The organism is Alteromonas sp. 5E99-2 (assembly GCF_017368475.1).
In the GTDB taxonomy this organism is placed as follows: Bacteria; Pseudomonadota; Gammaproteobacteria; order Enterobacterales; family Alteromonadaceae; genus Alteromonas_F.
Map to the genome: position 1 here is coordinate 97,022 of NZ_JAFNJE010000004.1, position 21,419 is coordinate 118,440.

General features: G+C 40.4%; 19 protein-coding genes. 2 read left to right on the forward strand and 17 right to left on the reverse strand.

Annotated features, from left to right (window positions below; genetic code table 11):
• Positions 1-75 precede the first annotated feature (75 nt).
• Genes alaS through J3L16_RS05825 form a run of 3 tightly spaced genes read right to left on the reverse strand, consistent with a single transcriptional unit; the run spans position 76 to position 4,076 of the window.
• The gene (gene alaS, locus J3L16_RS05815) at positions 76-2,673 is read right to left on the reverse strand and encodes an alanine--tRNA ligase (protein ID WP_207612133.1); all 2,598 of its coding nucleotides are present in this window, start codon (positions 2,671-2,673) and stop codon (positions 76-78) included.
• Between the two features lie 52 nt (positions 2,674-2,725).
• Positions 2,726-3,184, reverse strand: a complete 459-nt coding sequence (locus tag J3L16_RS05820; RefSeq protein WP_207611955.1) for a regulatory protein RecX — start codon at positions 3,182-3,184, stop codon at positions 2,726-2,728.
• A 58-nt stretch (positions 3,185-3,242) separates the two neighbouring features.
• Positions 3,243-4,076, reverse strand: coding sequence for a hypothetical protein (locus J3L16_RS05825; protein ID WP_207611956.1), 834 nt, complete (start codon positions 4,074-4,076; stop codon positions 3,243-3,245).
• Between the two features lie 314 nt (positions 4,077-4,390).
• On the opposite strand from J3L16_RS05825, the gene J3L16_RS05830 reads away from it, so the two are divergent.
• Positions 4,391-5,590, forward strand: a complete 1,200-nt coding sequence (locus tag J3L16_RS05830; RefSeq protein WP_207611957.1) for a peptidogalycan biosysnthesis protein — start codon at positions 4,391-4,393, stop codon at positions 5,588-5,590.
• 43 nt (positions 5,591-5,633) lie between these two features.
• Here J3L16_RS05830 and J3L16_RS05835 read toward each other — a convergent pair whose 3' ends face one another.
• Complete coding sequence (locus J3L16_RS05835; protein WP_207611958.1) at positions 5,634-5,879, reverse strand: hypothetical protein; 246 nt, start codon at positions 5,877-5,879, stop codon at positions 5,634-5,636.
• 208 nt (positions 5,880-6,087) lie between these two features.
• On the opposite strand from J3L16_RS05835, the gene J3L16_RS16530 reads away from it, so the two are divergent.
• Positions 6,088-6,906, forward strand: coding sequence for an AraC family transcriptional regulator (locus J3L16_RS16530; RefSeq protein ID WP_207611959.1), 819 nt, complete (start codon positions 6,088-6,090; stop codon positions 6,904-6,906).
• Positions 6,907-6,954: 48 nt separating this feature from the next.
• Here J3L16_RS16530 and J3L16_RS05845 read toward each other — a convergent pair whose 3' ends face one another.
• The 13 genes from J3L16_RS05845 to J3L16_RS05905 all read right to left on the reverse strand — a co-directional run bounded on the left by J3L16_RS05845 (position 6,955) and on the right by J3L16_RS05905 (position 21,415).
• Positions 6,955-8,805 carry a DUF885 domain-containing protein gene (locus J3L16_RS05845; RefSeq protein WP_207611960.1) on the reverse strand — a complete coding sequence of 617 codons (1,851 nt, stop codon included), beginning with the start codon at positions 8,803-8,805 and terminating at the stop codon, positions 6,955-6,957.
• 107 nt (positions 8,806-8,912) lie between these two features.
• Positions 8,913-11,531: a methionine synthase gene (gene metH, locus J3L16_RS05850; protein WP_207611961.1), complete on the reverse strand. Its 2,619-nt coding sequence runs from the start codon at positions 11,529-11,531 to the stop codon at positions 8,913-8,915.
• A gap of 9 nt (positions 11,532-11,540) precedes the next feature.
• Positions 11,541-12,584 carry a homocysteine S-methyltransferase family protein gene (locus tag J3L16_RS05855; protein ID WP_207611962.1) on the reverse strand — a complete coding sequence of 348 codons (1,044 nt, stop codon included), beginning with the start codon at positions 12,582-12,584 and terminating at the stop codon, positions 11,541-11,543.
• Between the two features lie 8 nt (positions 12,585-12,592).
• Complete coding sequence (metA, locus tag J3L16_RS05860; protein ID WP_207611963.1) at positions 12,593-13,522, reverse strand: homoserine O-succinyltransferase; 930 nt, start codon at positions 13,520-13,522, stop codon at positions 12,593-12,595.
• A gap of 213 nt (positions 13,523-13,735) precedes the next feature.
• Positions 13,736-14,137 (reverse strand): DUF2802 domain-containing protein, encoded by a 402-nt coding sequence (locus tag J3L16_RS05865; protein ID WP_207611964.1) that lies wholly within the window; start codon positions 14,135-14,137, stop codon positions 13,736-13,738.
• Positions 14,138-14,158: 21 nt separating this feature from the next.
• Positions 14,159-14,650 (reverse strand): chemotaxis protein CheW, encoded by a 492-nt coding sequence (locus J3L16_RS05870; protein WP_207611965.1) that lies wholly within the window; start codon positions 14,648-14,650, stop codon positions 14,159-14,161.
• A 15-nt stretch (positions 14,651-14,665) separates the two neighbouring features.
• Positions 14,666-15,388: a chemotaxis protein CheW gene (locus J3L16_RS05875; RefSeq protein ID WP_207611966.1), complete on the reverse strand. Its 723-nt coding sequence runs from the start codon at positions 15,386-15,388 to the stop codon at positions 14,666-14,668.
• The gene (locus J3L16_RS05880; RefSeq protein ID WP_207612134.1) at positions 15,388-16,158 is read right to left on the reverse strand and encodes a ParA family protein; all 771 of its coding nucleotides are present in this window, start codon (positions 16,156-16,158) and stop codon (positions 15,388-15,390) included. Before J3L16_RS05880 ends, J3L16_RS05875 begins: the two co-directional genes overlap by 1 nt.
• An 8-nt stretch (positions 16,159-16,166) precedes the next feature.
• Positions 16,167-17,279, reverse strand: a complete 1,113-nt coding sequence (locus tag J3L16_RS05885) for a chemotaxis response regulator protein-glutamate methylesterase (RefSeq protein WP_207611967.1) — start codon at positions 17,277-17,279, stop codon at positions 16,167-16,169.
• A gap of 20 nt (positions 17,280-17,299) precedes the next feature.
• Complete coding sequence (locus tag J3L16_RS05890) at positions 17,300-19,471, reverse strand: chemotaxis protein CheA (RefSeq protein ID WP_207611968.1); 2,172 nt, start codon at positions 19,469-19,471, stop codon at positions 17,300-17,302.
• A gap of 11 nt (positions 19,472-19,482) precedes the next feature.
• Complete coding sequence (locus J3L16_RS05895; RefSeq protein WP_207611969.1) at positions 19,483-20,232, reverse strand: protein phosphatase CheZ; 750 nt, start codon at positions 20,230-20,232, stop codon at positions 19,483-19,485.
• Positions 20,233-20,265: 33 nt separating this feature from the next.
• Entirely contained in the window at positions 20,266-20,649 is a 384-nt protein-coding gene (gene cheY, locus J3L16_RS05900) for a chemotaxis response regulator CheY (protein WP_207611970.1), read from the reverse strand.
• 40 nt (positions 20,650-20,689) lie between these two features.
• Positions 20,690-21,415 carry an RNA polymerase sigma factor FliA gene (locus J3L16_RS05905; protein WP_207611971.1) on the reverse strand — a complete coding sequence of 242 codons (726 nt, stop codon included), beginning with the start codon at positions 21,413-21,415 and terminating at the stop codon, positions 20,690-20,692.
• Between the last annotated feature and the right edge of the window lie 4 nt (positions 21,416-21,419).

Genomic DNA, 21,419 nt, shown 5'->3' on the forward strand with positions numbered 1-21,419 from the left:
ACACGACTCAAACCCAAATTTATACCTCTACCGATACTTTCGTATTGTTTATCTTCTTGCAACTAGACCGTTCAATTATAGCTTATCTTTCAACCATTCGTTAACGCTATCTAACGCAGCTGCTAAATTTTCTGGTTTATCACCGCCAGCTTGGGCCATATCAGGCCTTCCACCACCTTTACCACCTACTTGAGCCGCAACAAAGTTGACTAAATCTCCAGCCTTAACTTTGTTTGTTAAATCTTTCGTTACACCTGCGATAAGGCCTACTTTACTATCATTTGCAGTGCCTAGAACTACCACACCTTGTTTTAAACGGTTTTTCAAATCATCCATCATAGGGCGCAGTGCTTTCGTTTCTACGCCGTCAAGCTTAGCAATCAACACATCGATGCCATTAATACCTACTTTACTAGAAAGAAGGTCGGCTCCCTGCTGGCTTGCTTCCTTATCTTTTAGTTTCGACAACGCTTTTTCAGTTTGTTTCAATTGACTTTGTAATAATTCTACCTTTTGTGCGACAGAGTCTAAGTCAGTTTTCAACAAACTTGCTGATTGTTTCAGAATCGCATTGTGTGATTGAACAATTTTGAGAGCCTGACTCCCCGTGGTTGCCTCTATGCGACGAATACCGGAAGCAATACCACTTTCGCTAGTTAGCACAAACAGACCAATATTCCCTGTTGAACTCACATGGGTTCCCCCGCATAACTCAACTGAAAATTTGCCCATAGATACTACGCGCACTTTTTCGTCATATTTTTCACCGAACAACGCCATAGCACCAGACTCTTTAGCTTCCTCTAACTCCATCAATTGAGTCTCTAAGGGATGATTTGCTCGTATTTCCTCGTTAACTCGCTGCTCGATTAACGATAACTCTTCAGCAGTGATACTTTCAAAATGAGAAAAATCAAAACGCAGTTTTTGGTCGTCAACAAGAGAACCTTTTTGCGTGACGTGTTCACCTAACACTTCACGTAAAGCTGCATGCAATAAATGTGTTGCACTATGGTTTCGCTTTATTGCTTCTCTGTTTTCGTTATTAATTGTAGCGGTAACTTTGTCACCCACAACAAATTTACCTTTAGCAACACCACGATGAGCAAATGCATTACCTAGTTTTTGAGTGTCTTTTACTAAAAACGTACTGTCTCCGCTTCGCAGTGTTCCTGTGTCACCAACTTGTCCACCTGACTCAGCATAAAATGGAGTTTTAGCTAGAACTATAATGCCCTCTTCTTCGTCCTCAAGCTGTTGGCTTTTTTCTTGACCAGCAATAATATCGAGAATATCTGACTCATCAGAATACGCGTCATAGCCAACAAATTCAGTGGTACTTTCCACAGCCACATTAGAGGAATAATCCACGCCAAAATTAGAGGCTTTTTGCGCACGTAGACGCTGTGCCTGCATTGCAGATTCAAAACCGGTTTCATCTAGCTTTATGTTTTTCTCACGGGCAACATCATTGGTTAAATCTACAGGGAAACCATAGGTGTCATAAAGTTTGAAAATCACATCGCCAGACAGGGTATCTGTAGTGAGTTGTTCAATGGCTTCATTTAAGATAACCATTCCTCTTTCAAGGGTTTTACTGAACTGCTCTTCTTCAACTCTTAATACTTTTTCGATAACAGGTCGTTGTTCGACAATTTCAGGGTAGGCTTCACCCATTTCTTTACATAATTGTTCTACTAGGCGGTAGAAAAAGATATCGCTGGCTCCTAGCTTGTACCCATGGCGCACAGCACGGCGAATGATACGCCTTAGCACATAACCACGGCCTTCATTTGACGGCATAACACCGTCACAAATTAAAAACGCACAACTGCGAATGTGGTCGGCAACAACTCGTAAAGATTTATTCTCTTTGTCTTGCGTCCCGATAATTGACGCTGCGGCATCAATTAAGTTTACAAACAAATCTATTTCATAGTTGCTGTGTACGTTTTGTAATATTGCAGAAATACGCTCAAGCCCCATTCCCGTATCTATAGACGGGGATGGCAATGGCAGCATGTCACCATTGGCTTGCTTATTGAATTGCATGAAAACCAAGTTCCATATTTCAATAAAACGATCACCGTCTTCTTCAGGTGAACCTGGAGGTCCTCCCCAAATGTGCTCACCGTGGTCGTAGAAAATTTCGGAACAAGGTCCACATGGGCCTGTATCGCCCATTGACCAGAAGTTGTCTGAGGTACTAATACGGATAATTTTTTCTACTGGTATGCCGATATCGTCTTGCCAAATGCGAAACGCTTCGTCGTCTTCGGAGTAAACTGTGACTAATAATTTTTCTTTTGGCAGCTTTAACTCTTCAGTAAGAAATGACCATGCAAACTGAATAGCTTCTTTTTTGAAGTAATCGCCGAAACTAAAATTACCGAGCATTTCAAAGAAAGTATGATGACGAGCGGTGTAACCCACATTTTCTAAATCATTGTGCTTCCCGCCAGCTCTAACACAACGCTGAGAGCTTACGGCTCGTGTATATGAGCGTTTTTCTTTGCCTAAGAACACATCTTTAAATTGGTTCATTCCGGCGTTCGTAAATAACAATGTTGGATCATCGGAAGGAACCAATGATGAGCTGCTCACTTGCTGATGATTATTGCTAGCAAAGTAGCTAAAAAAAGCGTTGCGAAGTTCTGCTGTAGAGAGTGTCATTAAGTAAGTAGTCCTTAGTGCTAGAGTACTGACGATTTCTGGCGTTAAGGTATCACGAATTGACCTCATTTGTCAGTGCGTGTTCAATCTGCTCGTAGGAAAAACCTCGATACAACAGAAAACGTTGTTGTTTGGCTTTTTCTTTTGCATCTTTAGGAGGTAATTCGCCAAACTTTTTACACTTCACAACCCAAGCGAGTTCGAACCAATCAACCTCAATTTCACTGAAGCCTGCCAACGCGTCACAATCATCTATTTTATGCTGCTTTAGGACCTCTTTTATACGCGTTTTCCCTTGGCCTTTGTTGATGCCAGATCGATAATGCATTTCTGCAAATCTAGAATCAGACTGAATATTAGCTTGCTTAAATTTCTCCAAAACAGGCAAAATATCCTCTTGCTCAAAGCCTTTTTGCTCTAGTTTTAATAGTAGTTCATTAAAGCCATGCTCACGACGACTAAGTAAATGAGTCAATGTATGGCGAATGAGTTTTTGGTTATCTTCAGTCATGCTAAGACTAATTTTCTATACTTTTTGTTGTGTTACGTTTTGTATAAAACCGTTGAGATCAAAGCTCGCTCTTACCAAACAAAACTCTCTGCATAATTTTAGTGAATGTCATGAGAACAAAATTATCAAACGAGATATTCAATAAATTCGCTATTCTATTCTGGAATGACAATAGGTTCTGGTGGTAAAAGCACTCAGACTTCATTTCACCATTAGCTCTAACTCTTGAGGCTCTTAGTTTGAAATTGCCAACTTTATTTTCTTTTAATGCAAACTCTAAAAGTGCTTCACTATTGAGCGAAGCATTACTTTGTATAGAGAATTCCAAGGTTTTATGAAAACGCTTGCCATAACTTGCGATTGCATTTTCCCCAGATACAATCGCAAATCTGTCGTTGTAGCCATTCCAGTGCTGCCAATTTGGTAACAATACACCGTCCTTTAATGTAAGAGCTCGTTTGATATCCGTATAAAACGAATCGTGATACATTAAATCTGGGCGAACAAAAATAACAATATCGGCATGCCACTTTTCGGCCAATAAGGTTACTCGCTTTAATGAATAAAGTTGGTGGTATAGGTTTCTAAGGGATGTAAAATCATCGTCATAGTTATCGCCATACGTTTTTGAGGCTTCAAAAGTAGTATTAGGCAAAAATTCATCGGGTTCTTCCAATATGACTTCATCTAACTTCAACAACTTAAATTCGTCACTTTTGAGCTTTTCATTCTCTCCACTACGCGAATTAACAACATGTTTTTGGTTGAAAAAATGCCCGAAAAGCTTAACCTCTGCAAGCTCTGATGCAGGCTTGATTATATTCTTTTCAATATTGCCAATCGTATACTTGAGAGAACGTGTGATGCCAAAAAAACAAATCGCTATTTTCATTTCAATACTACATTTTGTAAAAAATAAAGTTGCTACTACTGTGTCTAATGCTTCATAAAATTACATTAATGGCTAACTCAAACAGCCTGTTTTTTGCGGATATCGATTGATATTTTAAGAATAATATATGAAAAAAGTATGGGTTACCATTTTTAAATAATCTAGCTTTAATCTCTCAATTTTAAGCTCTATTCATTTGTAAAAATCACCCACTTTACTAAATCACCAAATACGCGAACGTATGGCGAATGACTTTGTATTTATCTTCGGTCATAGTATGACGTGTTTTTTATTGTATTTTTAAGGTAAAACCCTTGTCTCTTATTGTAAAACAGCACGCCAGTATCACTGATTTTGAGCAGGCCGTCTGGGATTCGCTTGCCAATGATGCAGGTCCATTTTTATCCTATCATTTTTTGGAGGCCTTGGAATTAAGTGGCTCTATCAACAATTCAATAGTTAATGATACTGGGTGGCAACCAAACTATTTAGCCGTTTATGACACAACTTCTACTTTAGTGGCCGCTGTTCCGGGCTATATTAAAACCCACAGTTATGGTGAATATGTATTTGATCACGCTTGGGCAAATGCATACGCTCAACACGGTTTAGATTATTACCCGAAATGGATCGGCGCTATTCCGTTTACTCCAGTAACAGGTAAACGAATTTTGGCGAAACAAGATAAGCTCGCCTCATGTTTGAGCGCTATCGACACTCATTTGAAAAATAGAAATGATGTTTCTTCGTACCACTGGCTCTTTACCACTCAAGAACAACAAAAAAGCTTACTAACACTATCTGGACTCCCTAGGTACTCAGTGCAGTTTCAATGGCAAAATCGCAAATTTACTAGTTTTGAACATTACCTATCCACCTTCAAATCAAGAAAAAGGAAAACCATTAACAAAGAACGGTTAAAAGCACAACGAGGCCTGAAAATTCAACGGTTAACAGGAGACGCAATCACTCGGGAAATACAAAAAGAATTTTATCTTTGCTATCAGCAGACCTATCTAAAACGCAGTGGGCACGCCGGCTATTTGACCGAATCATTTTTCGAACGAATTTTTACACAAATGAAAGAACAAATTTTGCTAGTTGTCGCAAGTGACCAATCAGGCTTTAAAGGCTCGGCTTTGTTCTTTTATGATCATACTGGATTATTTGGTCGCTATTGGGGATCACTGGATGATATTGACGGTTTGCACTTCGAGTGTTGCTACTACCAAGGAATAGAATTTGCTATTGAAAACTCGTTGCCAATATTCAATCCCGGTACTCAGGGAGAACATAAGTTACTAAGAGGTTTCGAGCCCTGGGTATGTGCATCTTGTCATGTACTTAGCGATCAACGTTTTCACAGCGCAATATCTGATTTTTTAGAAAGAGAATGCGTTGCAATAGAGCACTATTACCAAAGTGCAATCAACACGCTTCCTTTCAACAGCGATATGTTAGCCGACATTGCCAATCAAAACAGGTTAATAAACACACATAAGATAAAATGGTAAGCTAAAGCCTATTGCTCCTAATTGTTCGAATACATTCACCTATTTACTCATCTCTTCGGTGCTCATCTTGGCATTCTTTTAAGGTTAGCAAACCCGATGTAATCGATACTAAAAACGGAACCAAATACGTCAAAAGTAAGTTCAATACATTTAATGGTGCATTCCCTAACAGGCCATCAGTTTGATTTATCAAGTTTAAAACCGTCCCAACCAAGAGCATTGTTATTAACGATCGCTTTAACAATAAAGGCGTGACCTTAAATGAGCTAGACGCTGTTGATTTTGTCATGATTAAACTCTAACCCCTAAAAAATCGTTGTAATAAACAAACCGTACCAAAGAAGATAAGTGTAGCACCCCAAGTAGGCTTAATTTGCTACGGTCATCTTATGACTAACGCCTTGAACTGTCAGTAATACTACTGTATTTATTAGATTAATCATCACACATAATCTATATTTAGCTACAATTCGTCTAGAAAACTAATTATAAAGCCCGTGGACAAACTTTCTTCTGCCTTTCAACACTTTTCATTTAATGCCGATGTGTTTTTCAGCGGGAACCTTTGCAGTATTAGTGAATTTAAGCAATCTTCAAATTTATGCGGCCATTTACACACTGTCCAGTCTGGTGTTTTAACCGTTATTGACAGTAACAAACAGCAACATAAAATTACTAAACCCAGTGTGCTTTTTTTTACTAAAGAAAGCCATCATAGATTAATTCCCGAGCCAGGCTCTAATGTCGAATTAGTGTGCGCGACGATTAACTACAAGAATGAATCCCACAACCCGATAACACACTCAATGCCAAGTTTTGTTAATCTTCCTTTAGACGACCCTACATCTAAGCTAGGTCAGACTGCAACCTGGCTATTTGAAGAAGCGTTTTCTGAGCTGAATGGAGGTAAACTAGTTATGGATAGGTTATGTGATATCTTGATTATTCAGTTGTTAAGAGAAACGCTAAAAAACAATACGTTGGCTCCCGGGGCATTGAACGGCCTAGCTCACCCACAATTATTTAAGGCATTAACTGCCATTCACAACCAACCAGAGAAGCCATGGAGTGTAGAATCGTTAGGAACTGAAGCTTCTATGTCACGTGCAAAGTTTGCTGAGTTGTTTCACAATTTAGTTGGCCAAACACCATTGAATTATTTGACTGATTGGCGGATAAACTTAGCCAAAAGCCTCTTAAAAAAAGGGCTTACAGTATCTGAGGTATCCCAACGTGTGGGTTATGAAAATAGCTCTAGTTTTACTCGAGTGTTTTCGAAGAAAGAAGGGACTTCTCCGAAAAAATGGGCACAATAAGAAAGCAAAAGCTGCAGTTGTTAGCTGCAGCTTAAACGCCTTTATAAATTAGCCTTTGCTACTGATATATTCATCAACAAAATCTTCAAGAATATTTAACGGCACAGCGCCGTTTTTAAGCACGACGTCGTGGTATTCGCGAATATCGAACTTATCTCCAAGTGCCAATTGTGCTTTTTCTCTGAGTTCTAAAATTTTCAGCATACCAATTTTATACGCTGTTGCCTGCCCCGCCATTACCACATGACGTTCTACCATTTTAACCGCATCCGGTTTAGGGTTTGGTGTGTTATTTACGTAATAATCGATACCTTCTTCACGGGTCCATTTCATCTCATGAATTCCAGTATCAACAACAAGTCTACACGCTCGCCACAACTCCATCGCTAAGCGGCCAAAATCAGAGTATGGGTCCTCGTATAAGCCAATCTCTTTAGGCAAATATTCAGAATAAAGCCCCCACCCCTCAATATAGGCAGTGTAGCCTCCAAATTTACGAAATTTTGGGATACCTCTTAATTCTTGAGCTATGGCTAGTTGCATGTGATGCCCAGGGATACCTTCGTGGTAGGCCAATGCTTCCATTTGATAAACAGGCATATCACTCATCCGATAAAGGTTAGCGTAATAAATACCCGGTCTCGTGCCATCTTGAGATGGTCTTTGATAAAACGCTTTACCGGCGGACTTCTCACGAAACGCTTCAACGGCTTTCACAGTAAGTTCAGCCTTAGGCTTCACCAAAAACAGCTCATCTAATCGACCTTTCATATCTTCGATAATTGCAGTCGCTTCAGACAAATAACGCTGCTTACCTTCAGCCGTTTCGCCATAGAAAAACTGTTCATCAAAACGCATGAAATTGAAAAATTCTTGAAGGCTCCCTTCAAAGCCTACTTTTTTCATGATCACTCGCATTTCATTGTGAATACGAGCCACTTCACTTAGCCCTATTTCATGAATATCTGCAGCTGTTTTATCCGTGGTGGTCATTCGTGCTAAGCGCACGTTATAAAATTCACTTCCTTCAGGGAATTTCCATACACCATCATTGGTATCAGCGCGCTTTTCTAGCAAGTTCAAGGTGTCTATAAGTTTTACATATCCAGGGCCGAATGAAGATAATAGCGCTTCACTGACTTTTTCAACTAGCAGAGATTTTTTATCATCTGCAATATCCAAATCTTTAATTTTACTTTTAAAATCAGCAAGAAGCGTACTATCGTCGCCATCATCAAACGGCGCGCCTTTTATAACGTTTTTACTGTCGCTAATCACATAGGGGTATACAAATTTTGGCGCAATAATGCCCTTATCAGCTCTACTTTTAAGACCATCAATGACTTGGTCTAAAAGTTCATCTACTTTATTAATACGAGAAATATAATCCAGGGCATCATCTTCACTACTAATTGGGTGTTGATTAATAAGCAGCGCCGGTACGCGAGAGTGAATACCAAACATTTGATTCACTGGATAGTTGTGATCACGCCATTTGAAGTCTTCTATCTCTTGCTCGAGATTTTGCTTCATCATGGTATAACTTACTAAAACCTGGGGGGATAATGCTGAAGTATCAATCTTATCCATCTCTTGAAGATTCGCTTTTGCGATCTCAAGGGTTTCTAGTGCGAATGCGTCAGATAAATCATCCCACTTATCTTGATCCTCTTTTATCCCAAGAAAACTCTGGGTCATTGGGCTTCGCATTACGCTTTCGTTAAATACTTTCTCAAAAAATGCACTGGCCTGTTCATCAGCAGATAATGATGCAGCTACAGACTCTACTGCTGTTTGGCTTTCTGCTTTAGTAGATTCGGTTGTTGTAGATTTTTGCCCACAGCCAGAAAGAAGAATAGCACTCACTGAGAGTGCTACAATATTGAATTTGTTTCGCATTTGTCGCCCTTATTAAGTTTTGTAGTTATTGTTTTCGCTTCGAGTCTACCAGACTATAAAAACGTCTCAACACTACTGGTCTCAATAAATCGACACTTGATGAATTGCTACAAGTTAGGACCAAGCCAGCGTTCAGCATCTTCACATGACCAACCTTTTCGCTGAGCATAATTTTCAAGTTGGTCTCGCTGAATTTTGGCAACCGCAAAATACTTAGCTTGGGGGTGAGAAAAATACCATCCAGAAACCGATGCGCCAGGATACATGGCATAACTCTCGGTTAACTTCATACCAGTATGCTTTTCTGCATCTAATAAGTTCCAGATAGTTTGTTTTTCTGAATGTTCAGGGCACGCCGCATAACCCGGTGCCGGACGAATACCTTGATATTTTTCTCGAATTAACGCGTCATTGTCGAGGTCTTCATCAGCAGCATAACCCCAATACACTTTACGAACTTGTTCATGAAGGTACTCTGCAAAGCCTTCGGCTAATCGGTCTGCAATGGCTTTCACCATAATCGCATTGTAATCGTCACCTTGCTCTTCAAAAGATTTTGCTAAATCATCTTCACCAATACCCGCAGTAACAGCAAAGGCACCGATATAATCTTGAATGCCACTTTCTTTAGGCGCAATGAAATCACTTAGACAATAGTTTGAGAACTTATCTTTCTTAGTTTGTTGACGTAAATGGTGCCCCACTGCTTGTATATTCTCACGACTATCATCCGTATAGATTTCTACGTCATCTTCAACACGGTTAGCCGCAAACAAGCCGATAACGCCTTTAGCAGTTAAGCTCTTATCCTTAATCACGGCATCTAGCATGACATTAGCATCCGCAAACAAAGAGCGGGCTTCTTCCCCCACTACATCGTCATTAAGAATACGGGGATACTTCCCAGCTAACGACCATGTTAAGAAAAAAGGTGTCCAATCAATATAATCGCGAAGTTCACTCAACTCTACACTAATAGGAGTTACGCCTAATTTATTAGGGGTAACCGGTAGCGTAGCAAAATCGGGAGAGAACGCATTTTCACGGGCATCTTGTAAGGATACAGCTGCTGATTTCGGCCGTTTTCTAGCGTGCTGCTCACGCACTTTTTCATATTCAGTATCGAGTTGTTTTGAAAACACATCTCGAGACTCTTTATTCAGTAGTTTTTGACATACCCCTACAGCACGGCTGGCATTGGGAACATACACTACGGGGTGGTCATAATTTTGTTCAATTTTAACAGCAGTATGTGCTTTTGATGTTGTCGCTCCGCCAATTAACAAGGGTAAATGAAAGTCTTGGCGCTGCATTTCTTTTGCCACATACACCATCTCATCAAGAGAAGGAGTAATAAGGCCAGACAAGCCAATCATGTCTACATTTTCATCTTTAGCGGTTTTCAATATCGTTGCTGCGGGTACCATAACTCCCATGTCAATAACTTCAAAGTTATTACATTGCAGCACCACGCCCACAATATTCTTACCAATGTCGTGCACGTCACCTTTTACTGTAGCAAGTAAAATTTTTCCATTACTTTTAACGTCACCAGATTTTTCATCTTCAATATAGGGCTGCAGATATGCCACCGCTTTTTTCATAACCCGTGCTGACTTTACCACTTGAGGAAGAAACATTTTTCCTTCGCCAAATAGGTCACCTACTACATTCATACCGTCCATCAATGGACCTTCAATAACATGCAAAGGCTTTTCAGCCTGTGACCTTGCTTCTTCAGTATCATCAATGATGTAGTCGGTAATACCTTTTACAAGCGCATGTTCAAGGCGTTTATTCACATCCTGCTCTCGCCATGTGAGGTCTTCTTTAGCTTGAACCTTACCATCGCCTTGATACTTCGGCGCGAGTTCTAAAAGCGCGTCAGTTGCACCATCATTGCGATTTAAAATAACGTCTTCTACTGCGTCCCGCAGTTCTTTTGGTATTTCATCGTAAACTTCTAATTGACCCGCATTAACTATGCCCATATCCATACCCGCCCTAATGGCGTAGTACAAAAATACGGAATGCATGGCTTCCCTTACTGGGTTATTGCCACGAAAGGAAAAAGAGATGTTAGATAACCCGCCAGAAATATGGGCATGAGGACATGTTTCACGAATAATACGCGTGGCTTCGATAAAGTCTACGGCATAATTATTGTGTTCTTCGATACCGGTCGCCACTGCGAAAATATTCGGATCAAAAATAATATCTTCAGGTGGAAAGCCGATTTCTTCAGTGAGCACTTTATAGCTACGCTGACATATTTCCACTTTCCGTTCTTTTGTATCGGCTTGACCTGTTTCGTCAAATGCCATAACAACCGTTGCTGCACCATAACGTTTAATCAATTTTGCTTGATGAAGAAAGCTTTCTTTTCCTTCTTTCAAACTAATCGAGTTCACAATGGCTTTACCTTGCACACACTTTAAGCCAGCTTCGATTACGTCCCATTTACTACTGTCAATCATAATAGGAACCCGGCTAATATCAGGCTCAGACGCAATTAAATTCAAAAATGTAGACATGGCCTCAACTGAGTCCAACATGGCTTCATCCATGTTGATATCAATAATCTGCGCGCCGTTTTCTACTTGTTGTTTTGCAACATCAAGTGCAGCCTCGTAGTCACCTTCAAGAATAAGGCGTTTAAATTTAGCGGAACCCGTAACATTTGTACGTTCACCGACATTAATAAATGTAGAAAACTCTGTACTCACTTTTCCGCCTTAATGAACAAAAGGTTCTAAACCAGACAATCGCATTTTCGTTTCTATTTTTGGTATAGAACGAGGTGCTAATGTTGAAACTGCATCGGCAATTTGTGCAATATGTTCTGGCGTACTACCACAGCAACCGCCAACAATGTTCACTAATTGACTCTCACCCCACTCTTTAATATGAAACGCCATTTCTTCTGCGGTCATATCGTACTCACCAAATTCATTAGGTAGACCAGCATTCGGGTGAGCGGATACTAAACAGTCTGCTATTTGAGAAATTTCATCTACATATTGTCTGAGTGTATCAGGCCCCAATGCACAGTTTAAACCGAAAGAAATTGGTTCGACATGACGCAATGAGTAATAAAATGCCTCTGCTGTTTGTCCAGATAAGGTACGCCCTGACGCATCTGTAATGGTGCCAGAAATCATCACAGGTAACTTTTTACCCAATTGTTCAAAAGCAGTATCAACTGCGAATGCTGCGGCCTTTGCATTTAAGGTGTCGAAAATAGTTTCTAGCATAATGCAGTCTACCCCGCCCTCAACAAGGGCCAAGGTAGATTCCACATAAGCTTCAACTAATTCGTCAAATGTAACATTGCGCTTACCAGGGTCATTTACATCGGGAGAAATAGACGCAGTACGGTTAGTCGGGCCTAAAACCCCAGCTACGATGCGAGGTTTATTCGGTGTTTTAGCTGTGTATTCATCTGCAGCTTCTCGCGCAAGCTTTGCGGCAGCGACATTGATTGCCTTGGAATAAGATTCCATATCATAGTCTGCCATAGCAATTGTCGTAGCATTGAAGGTATTCGTTTCAATAATATCAGCACCCGCGGCTAAATAATCGCAATGAATTTGTTTGATGATTTCTGGTTGTGTTATCGCGAGTAAATCGTTGTTGCCCTTCACATCACAATGCCAATCTGAAAATTGTTCGCCTCGGTAGTCTTCTTCTTCTAATTTATGGCATTGGATCATTGTTCCCATTGCACCATCTAATATAAGAATACGATCAGCGGCTAAAGTTGAAAAATCGAAACTCATTGCTACCTCTAATTACCCGTTTTGCTTAACGTATTAAGATCATAAGGCGTGTTTTGATACACATAATAATTTAACCAATTGCTATACAGTAAGCTTCCGTGCGAGCGCCAATTTACTATTGGTTTTTTCGTTGGATCATTATCAACAAAATAATGCTTTGGCAGTGTTGGATTACATCCTTCAGCGGTGTCTCTGGCATATTCTTCAGATAAGGTTTCAGGATCGTATTCAGGGTGCCCAGTTAATAATACGGTGCGTTTATCTGACGACGCAACCAAATAAGCGCCAGCTTCTGGTGATTCGGCAAGTACATTTAAGCCATCAATACTGTTGTATGTTTGACTGGATATTTCACCAAAGCGCGAATGCGGCGCCCAGAATGTATCATCAAATCCACGAACCAGTTCATTTTGCGGTTGTGGTACGCGGTGGGAGAATACCCCTGATAATTTATCTTTCCTCAGGTTTCTATTTACGCCATGGAAATGGTACATAGCGGCGTGAGCTGCCCAGCATAAATAGAGAGTGGATTGAACATGTCTTTTTGTCCATTCAAACACCGCTGCTATTTTATCCCAATATTTGACCTCGTTATAAGGCATTAGCGCCAATGGCGCACCTGTAATAATAAGACCGTCATATTGTTTATAGGCAACATCATCGAACAGTGTATAAAAAGCGTCCATATGGGATTGCGGTGTATATTTAGGCGCACAGGAATCAATACGAATAAGATCGACATTGATTTGTAAAGGCGTATTTGAAAGCAAACGCAATAATTGCAGTTCAGTTTCAATTTTATTGGGCATTAAATTCAGTATACCCACTTCTAACGGACGAATATCCTGCGTTGCTGCACGAGCGCTATCCATAACAAAAATATTTTCTTGCTGTAACAGCTTTTGCGCAGGAAGTGCTTCAGGAACTCGTATAGGCATAGTATGACTCTGAATTTAAACGGTGCACAACACTAAATAAAATTACACTAGTTGTCAATTTATTTACGTCTAGACGTCTAAACATCTTAAATCTAATAAGATTGACTCCCGTTTAAGGAGTGGTACAAGCGTTTGTTTGAAAGTGCTAATTTTAATATTGACACTCGGTGCTGCTAGAATTGAGCGACGTTTCTTAAACAGGATTCAGGTTAATTAAGTGTGTAGAGAAATTAAAACACTGACTTCGGCGACAGGTAAGTCACAGGCTTGAGCTATTTCTTCTGCCCCAACGCCTTGTTTAGCCATAGCGGCTGCTTTTTGATACAACTTGACTTGAGGATCCTGAGAAAGCTGCTCTCTCAACGTACCCTCTAACTGATTTATTTGTTCAGGTAATGGTTGGATTATTTTATGTAGGGTATGGATGCTTGCTTCAGCTTCGTCGAGACGAGACAGCAAGATTTGATATGCCATTTTATTTTTAGCAATCAACTGCGCTGCGCTAGTCTGTTCTGTAGTAATCCGTTTTAACTTTTTATTTAACCCTACAATCATCGCTATAAACACAAATAGCGCAGTAGCAATCAGTGCTCCTACGCTAATCATTTGAGTCATTGTAAAAGTCAAAATAGGTTCTTATAAACTACTAATTTCTTCCCATTCTTCATCACTAAGAAGTTTATTCAGGTCAACCAATATCAATAGGTTACCATCGCGATTAGATACACCTTGAATAAATTTAGCACTTTCTTCAGTACCCACATTTGGTGCACTGTCGATTTCAGAAGAACGTAAGTAAACCACTTCTGCTACACTATCAACGAGTATACCGACAACCTGCTCATCAGATTCAATAATTACAATTCGTGTATTGTCAGTGATATCACTAGACGACAGACCAAAACGTGTTCGAGTATCAATTACGGTAACAACATTACCCCGCAAATTAATAATTCCCAGCACGTAATCAGGCGCGCCTGGCACAGGTGCTATTTCGGTATATCTCAACACTTCTTGCACTTGCATTACATTTATACCGTAGGTTTCTTCACCCAAACAGTACGTTACCCACTGTAATACTTCATCGCTATTGTCGGTTGCTGGATTCGTATTTCTATCGTCACTCATTTATTCGGCTCCCACTTAGTCTTGTGAATCGCTGTTCAATCCTTTGTTAAGCATAGATACTAACTGATAAACATCAATTAAAGCACACATTCTTTCTTTTACCATACCGGCCAACCATGGACGTTTTTTATCATTCTCACGCCATTTAACATCAGATTTGTTTAATGACACGGTATCAACTAACTTCTCGCACGCTAAGCCCCAAGTACTCTCGGCAAGCATAACCAGATAACTATAGTGTAACCCCTCTTCCAAAGTTTGCGTGATTTTTTCAGGCATTACCCATTTTGCGGTGTCTACAACATTTAATTTTTCATCACGATGCAACATCACACCCTTAAACCAAGACGGTTTTCCAAACAATGGACTCACATTATCAACTTGATGAATTCCTCCAAGGGTTACCAGAGGAACTGCCAATGTCAGCCCTGCGACTTCAAAAAAAAGTGCTTGGAAATTCTCTTCGAGCTGCTCAGCAATGGGTATATCATGTTTGATTAATGGCTGAGTACCTATTTCCTCAGAAGTCTGCTCTACTTCTAACTCAGGAACAGAAACATCACGCTCAGCTTTTATTACCGGCGTATCTATCAATTGCGATTCAGTTAACAGCTTCTCAGCAACCGCTTTTTTTTGTTCTAGGTAGCCGGTTTCATCTGAGACATTATTTTCTGACAACAAACTCCCCAAGTAATCTTCCATTACTTCTTCATTTGCAAAACGGTTTGGCTTGCTCATTATCCCTTACTCTCTAATTCTTTTAGTAGTCGCTTGTATGCAAACACGCCTCGACATTTAGGAAACGTAACCGACGCTGGAGACTGCGCTTGGCTCGCGTCTCTAAATCGAGTATCAATCGGAATTGTGTGTTCCCACAATATATTGCCATAATCTTCATTTAGTTTATCGTGCGCATCCAGCGCAGCTTTAGTCCGTTTATCAAACATTGTTGGAACAACGACGGCATTGAACTCTTTAGATAAGGTTTTACCCATGATTTCAAGCGTATGCATCATCCTGTCTAAACCTTTAAGGGCTAAGAATTCGGTTTGAACGGGTACAATCACTCGTTGGCAAGCAGCCAAAGCATTGACCATTAGTACACCTAAAACCGGTGGGCAGTCGATGATCACATGATCAAATTCATTTTCAATTAACTTCAATGCATTTTTTAACACAAACCCCATACCGTTTTTTGCGCCTAACTTTCTGTCTAACGTTGCAACATTCATAGTGGCAGGAAGTATAAACAAACTATCTAGTTTTGTTGGACACAAACAATTCATTACACTATCGAAAGTCAACGAACTAGCTTGAGTAAATACATCATAAACAGAAGCATTAAGTTCCTCTGAATTAATACCGAAATAGTAACTTAAGGACGCTTGAGGATCCGTATCAACCAGCAGAACTCTTTTTCCTCTTTGCGCTAAAAGGCCACCTAGAGTAACGGTCGTGGTTGTTTTCCCTACACCGCCTTTTTGGTTAGCAACTGTCCATATGCACAATTTATTCATCACAAACCTAGCTCTGCTAACAAGCAAGAGGCCATATCATCAATACTAATATTCTTTGATGCAATCCCCGCTGTGGTTACAGCTTTTGGCATCCCGTAAACCACCGAACTTGATTCGTCTTGTGCCCAAATAGTCGCACCAATTTGACTTAGCTTTTCACACCCTAGCTTTCCGTCTTGTCCCATGCCAGTTAGTATTACAGCTAAAACATCGCCTTCGTATACTGATGCCAAACTATCAAAGGTAATATCAACACATGGGTGGTAATTTACTTTTTCATGAGACTCTGTATCTCTCACAACTAACGTACCATTGTGAGCTTCGCCTTGAACTACGCATTGTTTTCCACCTGGCGCGATATAAGCTTTTCCACACTCTAGTTTCATCCCGTTGCTAGCATGAATAACATCAATACTAGAAATGATATTCAACCGTTGCGCAAATGCGGCGGTAAAGCTCCCTGGCATATGCTGCGCAATCACAACTGGAACCGGTAAATTTGAAGGCAGCTTAGTCAAAATTGACTGTAAGGCAACAGGGCCTCCAGTGGACGCTCCTATAGCTAAACATTTATAACGCTTACCCGAAGGAACAATGGCTGAAGAGGATACTTTTTCCGCTTTACTTTTGTGCGCAGGAGTAACTGAAGAGTCTTTTTGAAAAGACATCATCGACGGATCATTATGGGTCGATTTTGTTTTAACTATATAAGGTTTACGCCTTGCCAGAAGACGAATTTTTGTTCTCAAAGCATTGACAGCTTCGGTATTGTTGTTTGAAATATCATCGAATTTTTTTGGGAAAAAATCCAAAGCTCCCACTTCTAAAGCATCTAATGTTGCTTGAGCTCCACTTTGAGTAAGTGAAGAAAACATAAGAATAGGAATCGGTGTATTTTCCATAATACACCTAACTGCAGAAATACCATCAAGAACAGGCATTTCTACATCCATAGTAATCACATCAGGCGAGAGCTTTTCCGCTAAAGCGATGGCTTCATTTCCATCTTTAGCTTCACCCACTACATTAAGCATTGGGTCTTCATCAATAAGCCTTCGCAAACTGCGCCTATAGAATGTCGAGTCATCAACCACCAGCACATTAAATGCCATTAACTCGTTCCTTTATATTTCTATTTTAATGTTTTTGTAGCATATTTTTTAAGTAAACTAGGAATATCCAAAATCAGGGCTATCCCACCATCAGATGTAATGGTTGCGCCAGCCATTCCCGGAGTTCCTTGTAATAAAACGTCGAGTGGTTTAATTACCACTTCTTCCTGTCCAATCAATGAATCGACAACAAAACCAACTTGCTTCGTACCAATTTGAACAACAACAACATGTCCTTTGTCTTTTTCAACATTACTCGCGTCGCCTCGCAGTAACCACTCCCCTAAGAAAAATAGTGGGATGGCTTTAGAGCGAACAATCATGGTCAATTGTCCATCTACCGTATTCGTTTTACTAGAATCAACATTGATTATTTCGTTTACAGCGCCCAAAGGTAAAGCGAAGGTTTGACCTCCGACTACAATCATAAGTGTCGGTAAAATCGCCAGCGTAAGTGGGACCTTGATATCTAAGCGAGTGCCTTTACCCAACTGAGAATCAATACTAACAGTACCATTTAATTGATTTATTTTTGTTTTAACAACATCCATTCCGACACCACGGCCAGAAATGTCACTGATCTCAGTTTTTGTAGAAAAACCTGGTGCAAAAATCAAATTAAATGCTTCAACATCAGACATTCTTGCCGCTGCATCAGCGTCTAAAACACCTCGACTAATAGCGATTTCTTTAAGTTTTTCAGCATCCATCCCCTTACCATCATCTTCGATAGTAAGCAGTATGTGGTCGCCCTCCTGAGAAGCTGCGAGTGTTACAGTTCCCATCTTAGGCTTTCCAGCCGCAACCCTTTCATCTGGCATTTCTACGCCATGGTCCACTGAATTTCGTACTAAATGCACCAATGGATCTGCAAGGGCTTCTACTAGATTTTTATCTAAATCAGTATCCTCACCTTTCAGTTCTAATGTAATTTCTTTTTTCAACGAGCGAGCCAAGTCACGTACAACTCTAGGAAAACGTCCGAAGACCTTTTTAATTGGTTGCATGCGGGTTTTCATTACCGCGCCTTGTAAGTCACCGGTAACGACGTCCAAATTGGCAATCGCTTTTGTCATCGACTCATCAGCTAAATTTATACCTAAACTTAACAGCCTATTTCTAACCAATACGAGCTCGCCGACCATATTCATAATTTGGTCAAGACGCTTAGTATCTACACGTACAGTCGTTTCAGCTGCTGGAGCAGATTGCGCAGGCTTTTTATCGTCTTTAGGTGCCGCTTTTTTGGCTGCTGCAGGCTTAGCAGGAGCAGGTTTAGTGTCTTTTGGTTTTGCAGGTTCTTTTGGTTTTTCAGCAGCTTTAGCTGCTGCAGGTGGCGGTGCTTTTGCTGGAGCAGCATCAGCAATAACCGGCCCTTTTCCACTACCGTGTAACTCATCTAGTAATGCTTCGAACTCATCATCTGTGATTTCGTCATCATTTCCTGATGCAGCATTATCCGCTGAAGCATTTCCTTCAGAAGGTTCGTTTTCTGCGCTGAACTTACCTTTACCATGAAGGCCGTCCAGTAAAGCTTCAAATTCGTCATCTGTAATGTCATCAGAAGAATTCACGTCTTTTGATTCAGAGGCATCAGCCTTAGGAGTTGGAGCTCCACCTTCACCATGAAGCTCATCAAGTAAGGCTTCAAATTCGTCTTCATTGATCTCATCAATACTTCCACCCTCAGTGGCCTTTTGGGCTTCTGCTGGTGGAGCGACTTTCTCAGGTTCAGGTTCAGGCTCTTGCTCAACAACAGCCTCTGATTCACCATCATTAGAAAAAATAGATTCACCATCTTTCTCTGGTTGGCTCAATTTATGAAGAACGTCAATAAGCTCTTTGTCTGCAGGTTCTAGCGCTTCAGACGCTTTGACCTTCTCAAACATTTCAACTACGACATCAGTTGCTTGTAGAATCACATCCATGAGTTCTGGGGTCAGTGTTCTTTGCCCATTACGCATGATGTCAAAAACATTTTCAGCACCGTGACATATTTCAACTAACTCAGTCAAAGAAAGAAAGCCTGCGCCACCTTTTACTGTGTGATAGCCTCTGAATATGGCATTGAGTAAATCCCCATCTTCGGGATTATTCTCTAAATCTACAAGTTGTTCTTGAAGTTGTTCTAAAATTTCGCCAGCTTCAACCAAAAAGTCCTGGAGAATTTCTTCATCTACATCAAAAGACATGTCTCTTTCCCCTAAAATCCTAAGCTAGATAACAAATCGTCAACATCATCTTGACCGCTAACTACATCATCTCTTTCAGCTGCATCCAGTATTGGACCTTCAGCCGTTATACCATCAACAGACTCTTCTGCCTTCGTAGACTTAGATGATGCCCCCGGCTCCCCGAACATAGTTAACATGTTAACTAGACTGTCTTGTACTTCGTTGACTAGTTCAATTACACGGCGAATAACCTGCCCGGTTAAATCTTGATAACCTTGCGCCATAAGCACTTCAGTTAACAAGCTATTAAGCTTACTAGCGCCTTCTGAGGTATCTTTGAAAAAAGCATCAATGTTATGACAAAGTGGCTTAAACTCTCCAGAACTAATGTTTCTAGTCATTAATTTTTGCCACTCTGGAAGAATTTTTTCTAATTTTTCTGACAAATCATCAACAATCGGCATACTCGCATCCACCGCATCCATGGTGGTATTCGCTGCTTTTTCTGTTTCTTCGATAACATAAAGTAAACGAGTTTGAGCATCAGGAATATCTTCCGAAGCCAAATCAGCAATGCGCTCATCGAGCTGCACATTGTGAAGCGAATCGTGTAGCTGACGGGTCAACTTTCCAACTTCTGCAAATAATTCTGCTGAAGCTTTCATGGATACCGCTTCTAAAAGTGCATTAGCAGAGTCGGCATCGCCTGATTCGATATAGCTAACCAGCTGTTTTGCCTCTTCGAGTGAAATAGGCACATTATTTTTATTATCTATCATCCAGATTTCCTGTATTGATAATCAGTGCAAATTTCACCCAAGACGCTCAAAAATTTTGTCTAATTTTTCTTTTAACGTACCCGCAGTAAATGGCTTAACTACGTATCCATTCACACCTGCTTGTGCAGCTGCGACAATTTGTTCTTTTTTAGCTTCTGCGGTAACCATAAGTACAGGCATATGTTTTAATTTATCGTCAGCGCGAATTGCCCTCAATAAATCGATACCTTGCATGCCTGGCATATTCCAATCAGTCACTACAAAATCAAAATCACCTTGTTGCAGCATAGGTAATGCGGTACTGCCATCATCTGCTTCTTGAATATTTCCAAAGCCAAGATCTTTAAGAAGATTTTTAATTATCCGTCTCATCGTTGAAAAGTCATCAACAACAAGAATTTTCATATTTTTATCCAATGTAGCCTCCGATGAGGTTATAATTATGCTAATTCTTTATCTAGCTATTTTTTTGCCATGATTCCATTTTGGACTTGAGCTTTAGCATGGCTTGACTGTGAATCTGACTAACCCTAGATTCACTCACTTCCAACACTTCACCAATTTCGCGAAGATTCAATTCTTCATCATAGTACAAAGACAAAACAATCGCCTCTCTCTCAGGTAAAGTAGTGATCGAATGAGCCAGTGCCTTTTGAAAAGCTCCTTGCATTAGATCAGCAAGAGGGCCATCATTTCCTTCGTCCTGTTCTGATGATAGTACATCTTCAGAAATTCCCAAGTCTTCTATGCCAATTAATTTTCCAACGTTCACATCATTGAGCATACTATGGTATTCATTTAGGCTGATATTGAGCTTCTCCGCTATCTCAGAATCACGCGCATCTCGACCTGTTTCTCGCTCAACTTGATTGATTGCATCGGTAATAGAACGGCTATTTCTATGAACAGAACGAGGAGTCCAATCACCTTTTCGGATTTCATCAAGCATCGCACCTCGAATACGGATACCTGCAAAAGTTTCAAAGCTAGCACCTTTTGAACCATCAAAGTTCTTAGCGGCCTCTAACAGACCTATCATGCCGGATTGAATGAGATCGTCTACAAGAACACTTGCGGGGAGCCTGGCGATTAAATGGTGTGCGATACGCTTAACGAGAGGCGCATGCTGTTCCACAAGCTGGTTTTTATCTGACTGTTGTTGGTATGCAGCGGCTTTCCTCATAACA

Bases quoted from the DNA above. Each gene is read 5' to 3' on its own strand.
- J3L16_RS05825 (WP_207611956.1), bottom strand. From the start codon at position 4,076: ATGAAAATAGCGATTTGTTTTTTTGGCATCACACGTTCTCTCAAGTAT.
- J3L16_RS05890 (WP_207611968.1), bottom strand. From the start codon at position 19,471: ATGTCTTTTGATGTAGATGAAGAAATTCTCCAGGACTTTTTGGTTGAA.
- J3L16_RS05835 (WP_207611958.1), bottom strand. From the start codon at position 5,879: ATGACAAAATCAACAGCGTCTAGCTCATTTAAGGTCACGCCTTTATTG.
- J3L16_RS05885 (WP_207611967.1), bottom strand. From the start codon at position 17,279: ATGGCATTTAATGTGCTGGTGGTTGATGACTCGACATTCTATAGGCGC.
- metA (WP_207611963.1), bottom strand. From the start codon at position 13,522: ATGCCTATACGAGTTCCTGAAGCACTTCCTGCGCAAAAGCTGTTACAG.
- J3L16_RS05905 (WP_207611971.1), bottom strand. From the start codon at position 21,415: ATGAGGAAAGCCGCTGCATACCAACAACAGTCAGATAAAAACCAGCTT.
- J3L16_RS05865 (WP_207611964.1), bottom strand. From the start codon at position 14,137: ATGACTCAAATGATTAGCGTAGGAGCACTGATTGCTACTGCGCTATTT.
- J3L16_RS05845 (WP_207611960.1), bottom strand. From the start codon at position 8,805: ATGCGAAACAAATTCAATATTGTAGCACTCTCAGTGAGTGCTATTCTT.
- J3L16_RS05855 (WP_207611962.1), bottom strand. From the start codon at position 12,584: ATGAGTTTCGATTTTTCAACTTTAGCCGCTGATCGTATTCTTATATTA.
- alaS (WP_207612133.1), bottom strand. From the start codon at position 2,673: ATGACACTCTCTACAGCAGAACTTCGCAACGCTTTTTTTAGCTACTTT.
- J3L16_RS05870 (WP_207611965.1), bottom strand. From the start codon at position 14,650: ATGAGTGACGATAGAAATACGAATCCAGCAACCGACAATAGCGATGAA.
- J3L16_RS05820 (WP_207611955.1), bottom strand. From the start codon at position 3,184: ATGACTGAAGATAACCAAAAACTCATTCGCCATACATTGACTCATTTA.
- J3L16_RS05895 (WP_207611969.1), bottom strand. From the start codon at position 20,232: ATGATAGATAATAAAAATAATGTGCCTATTTCACTCGAAGAGGCAAAA.
- J3L16_RS05875 (WP_207611966.1), bottom strand. From the start codon at position 15,388: ATGAGCAAGCCAAACCGTTTTGCAAATGAAGAAGTAATGGAAGATTAC.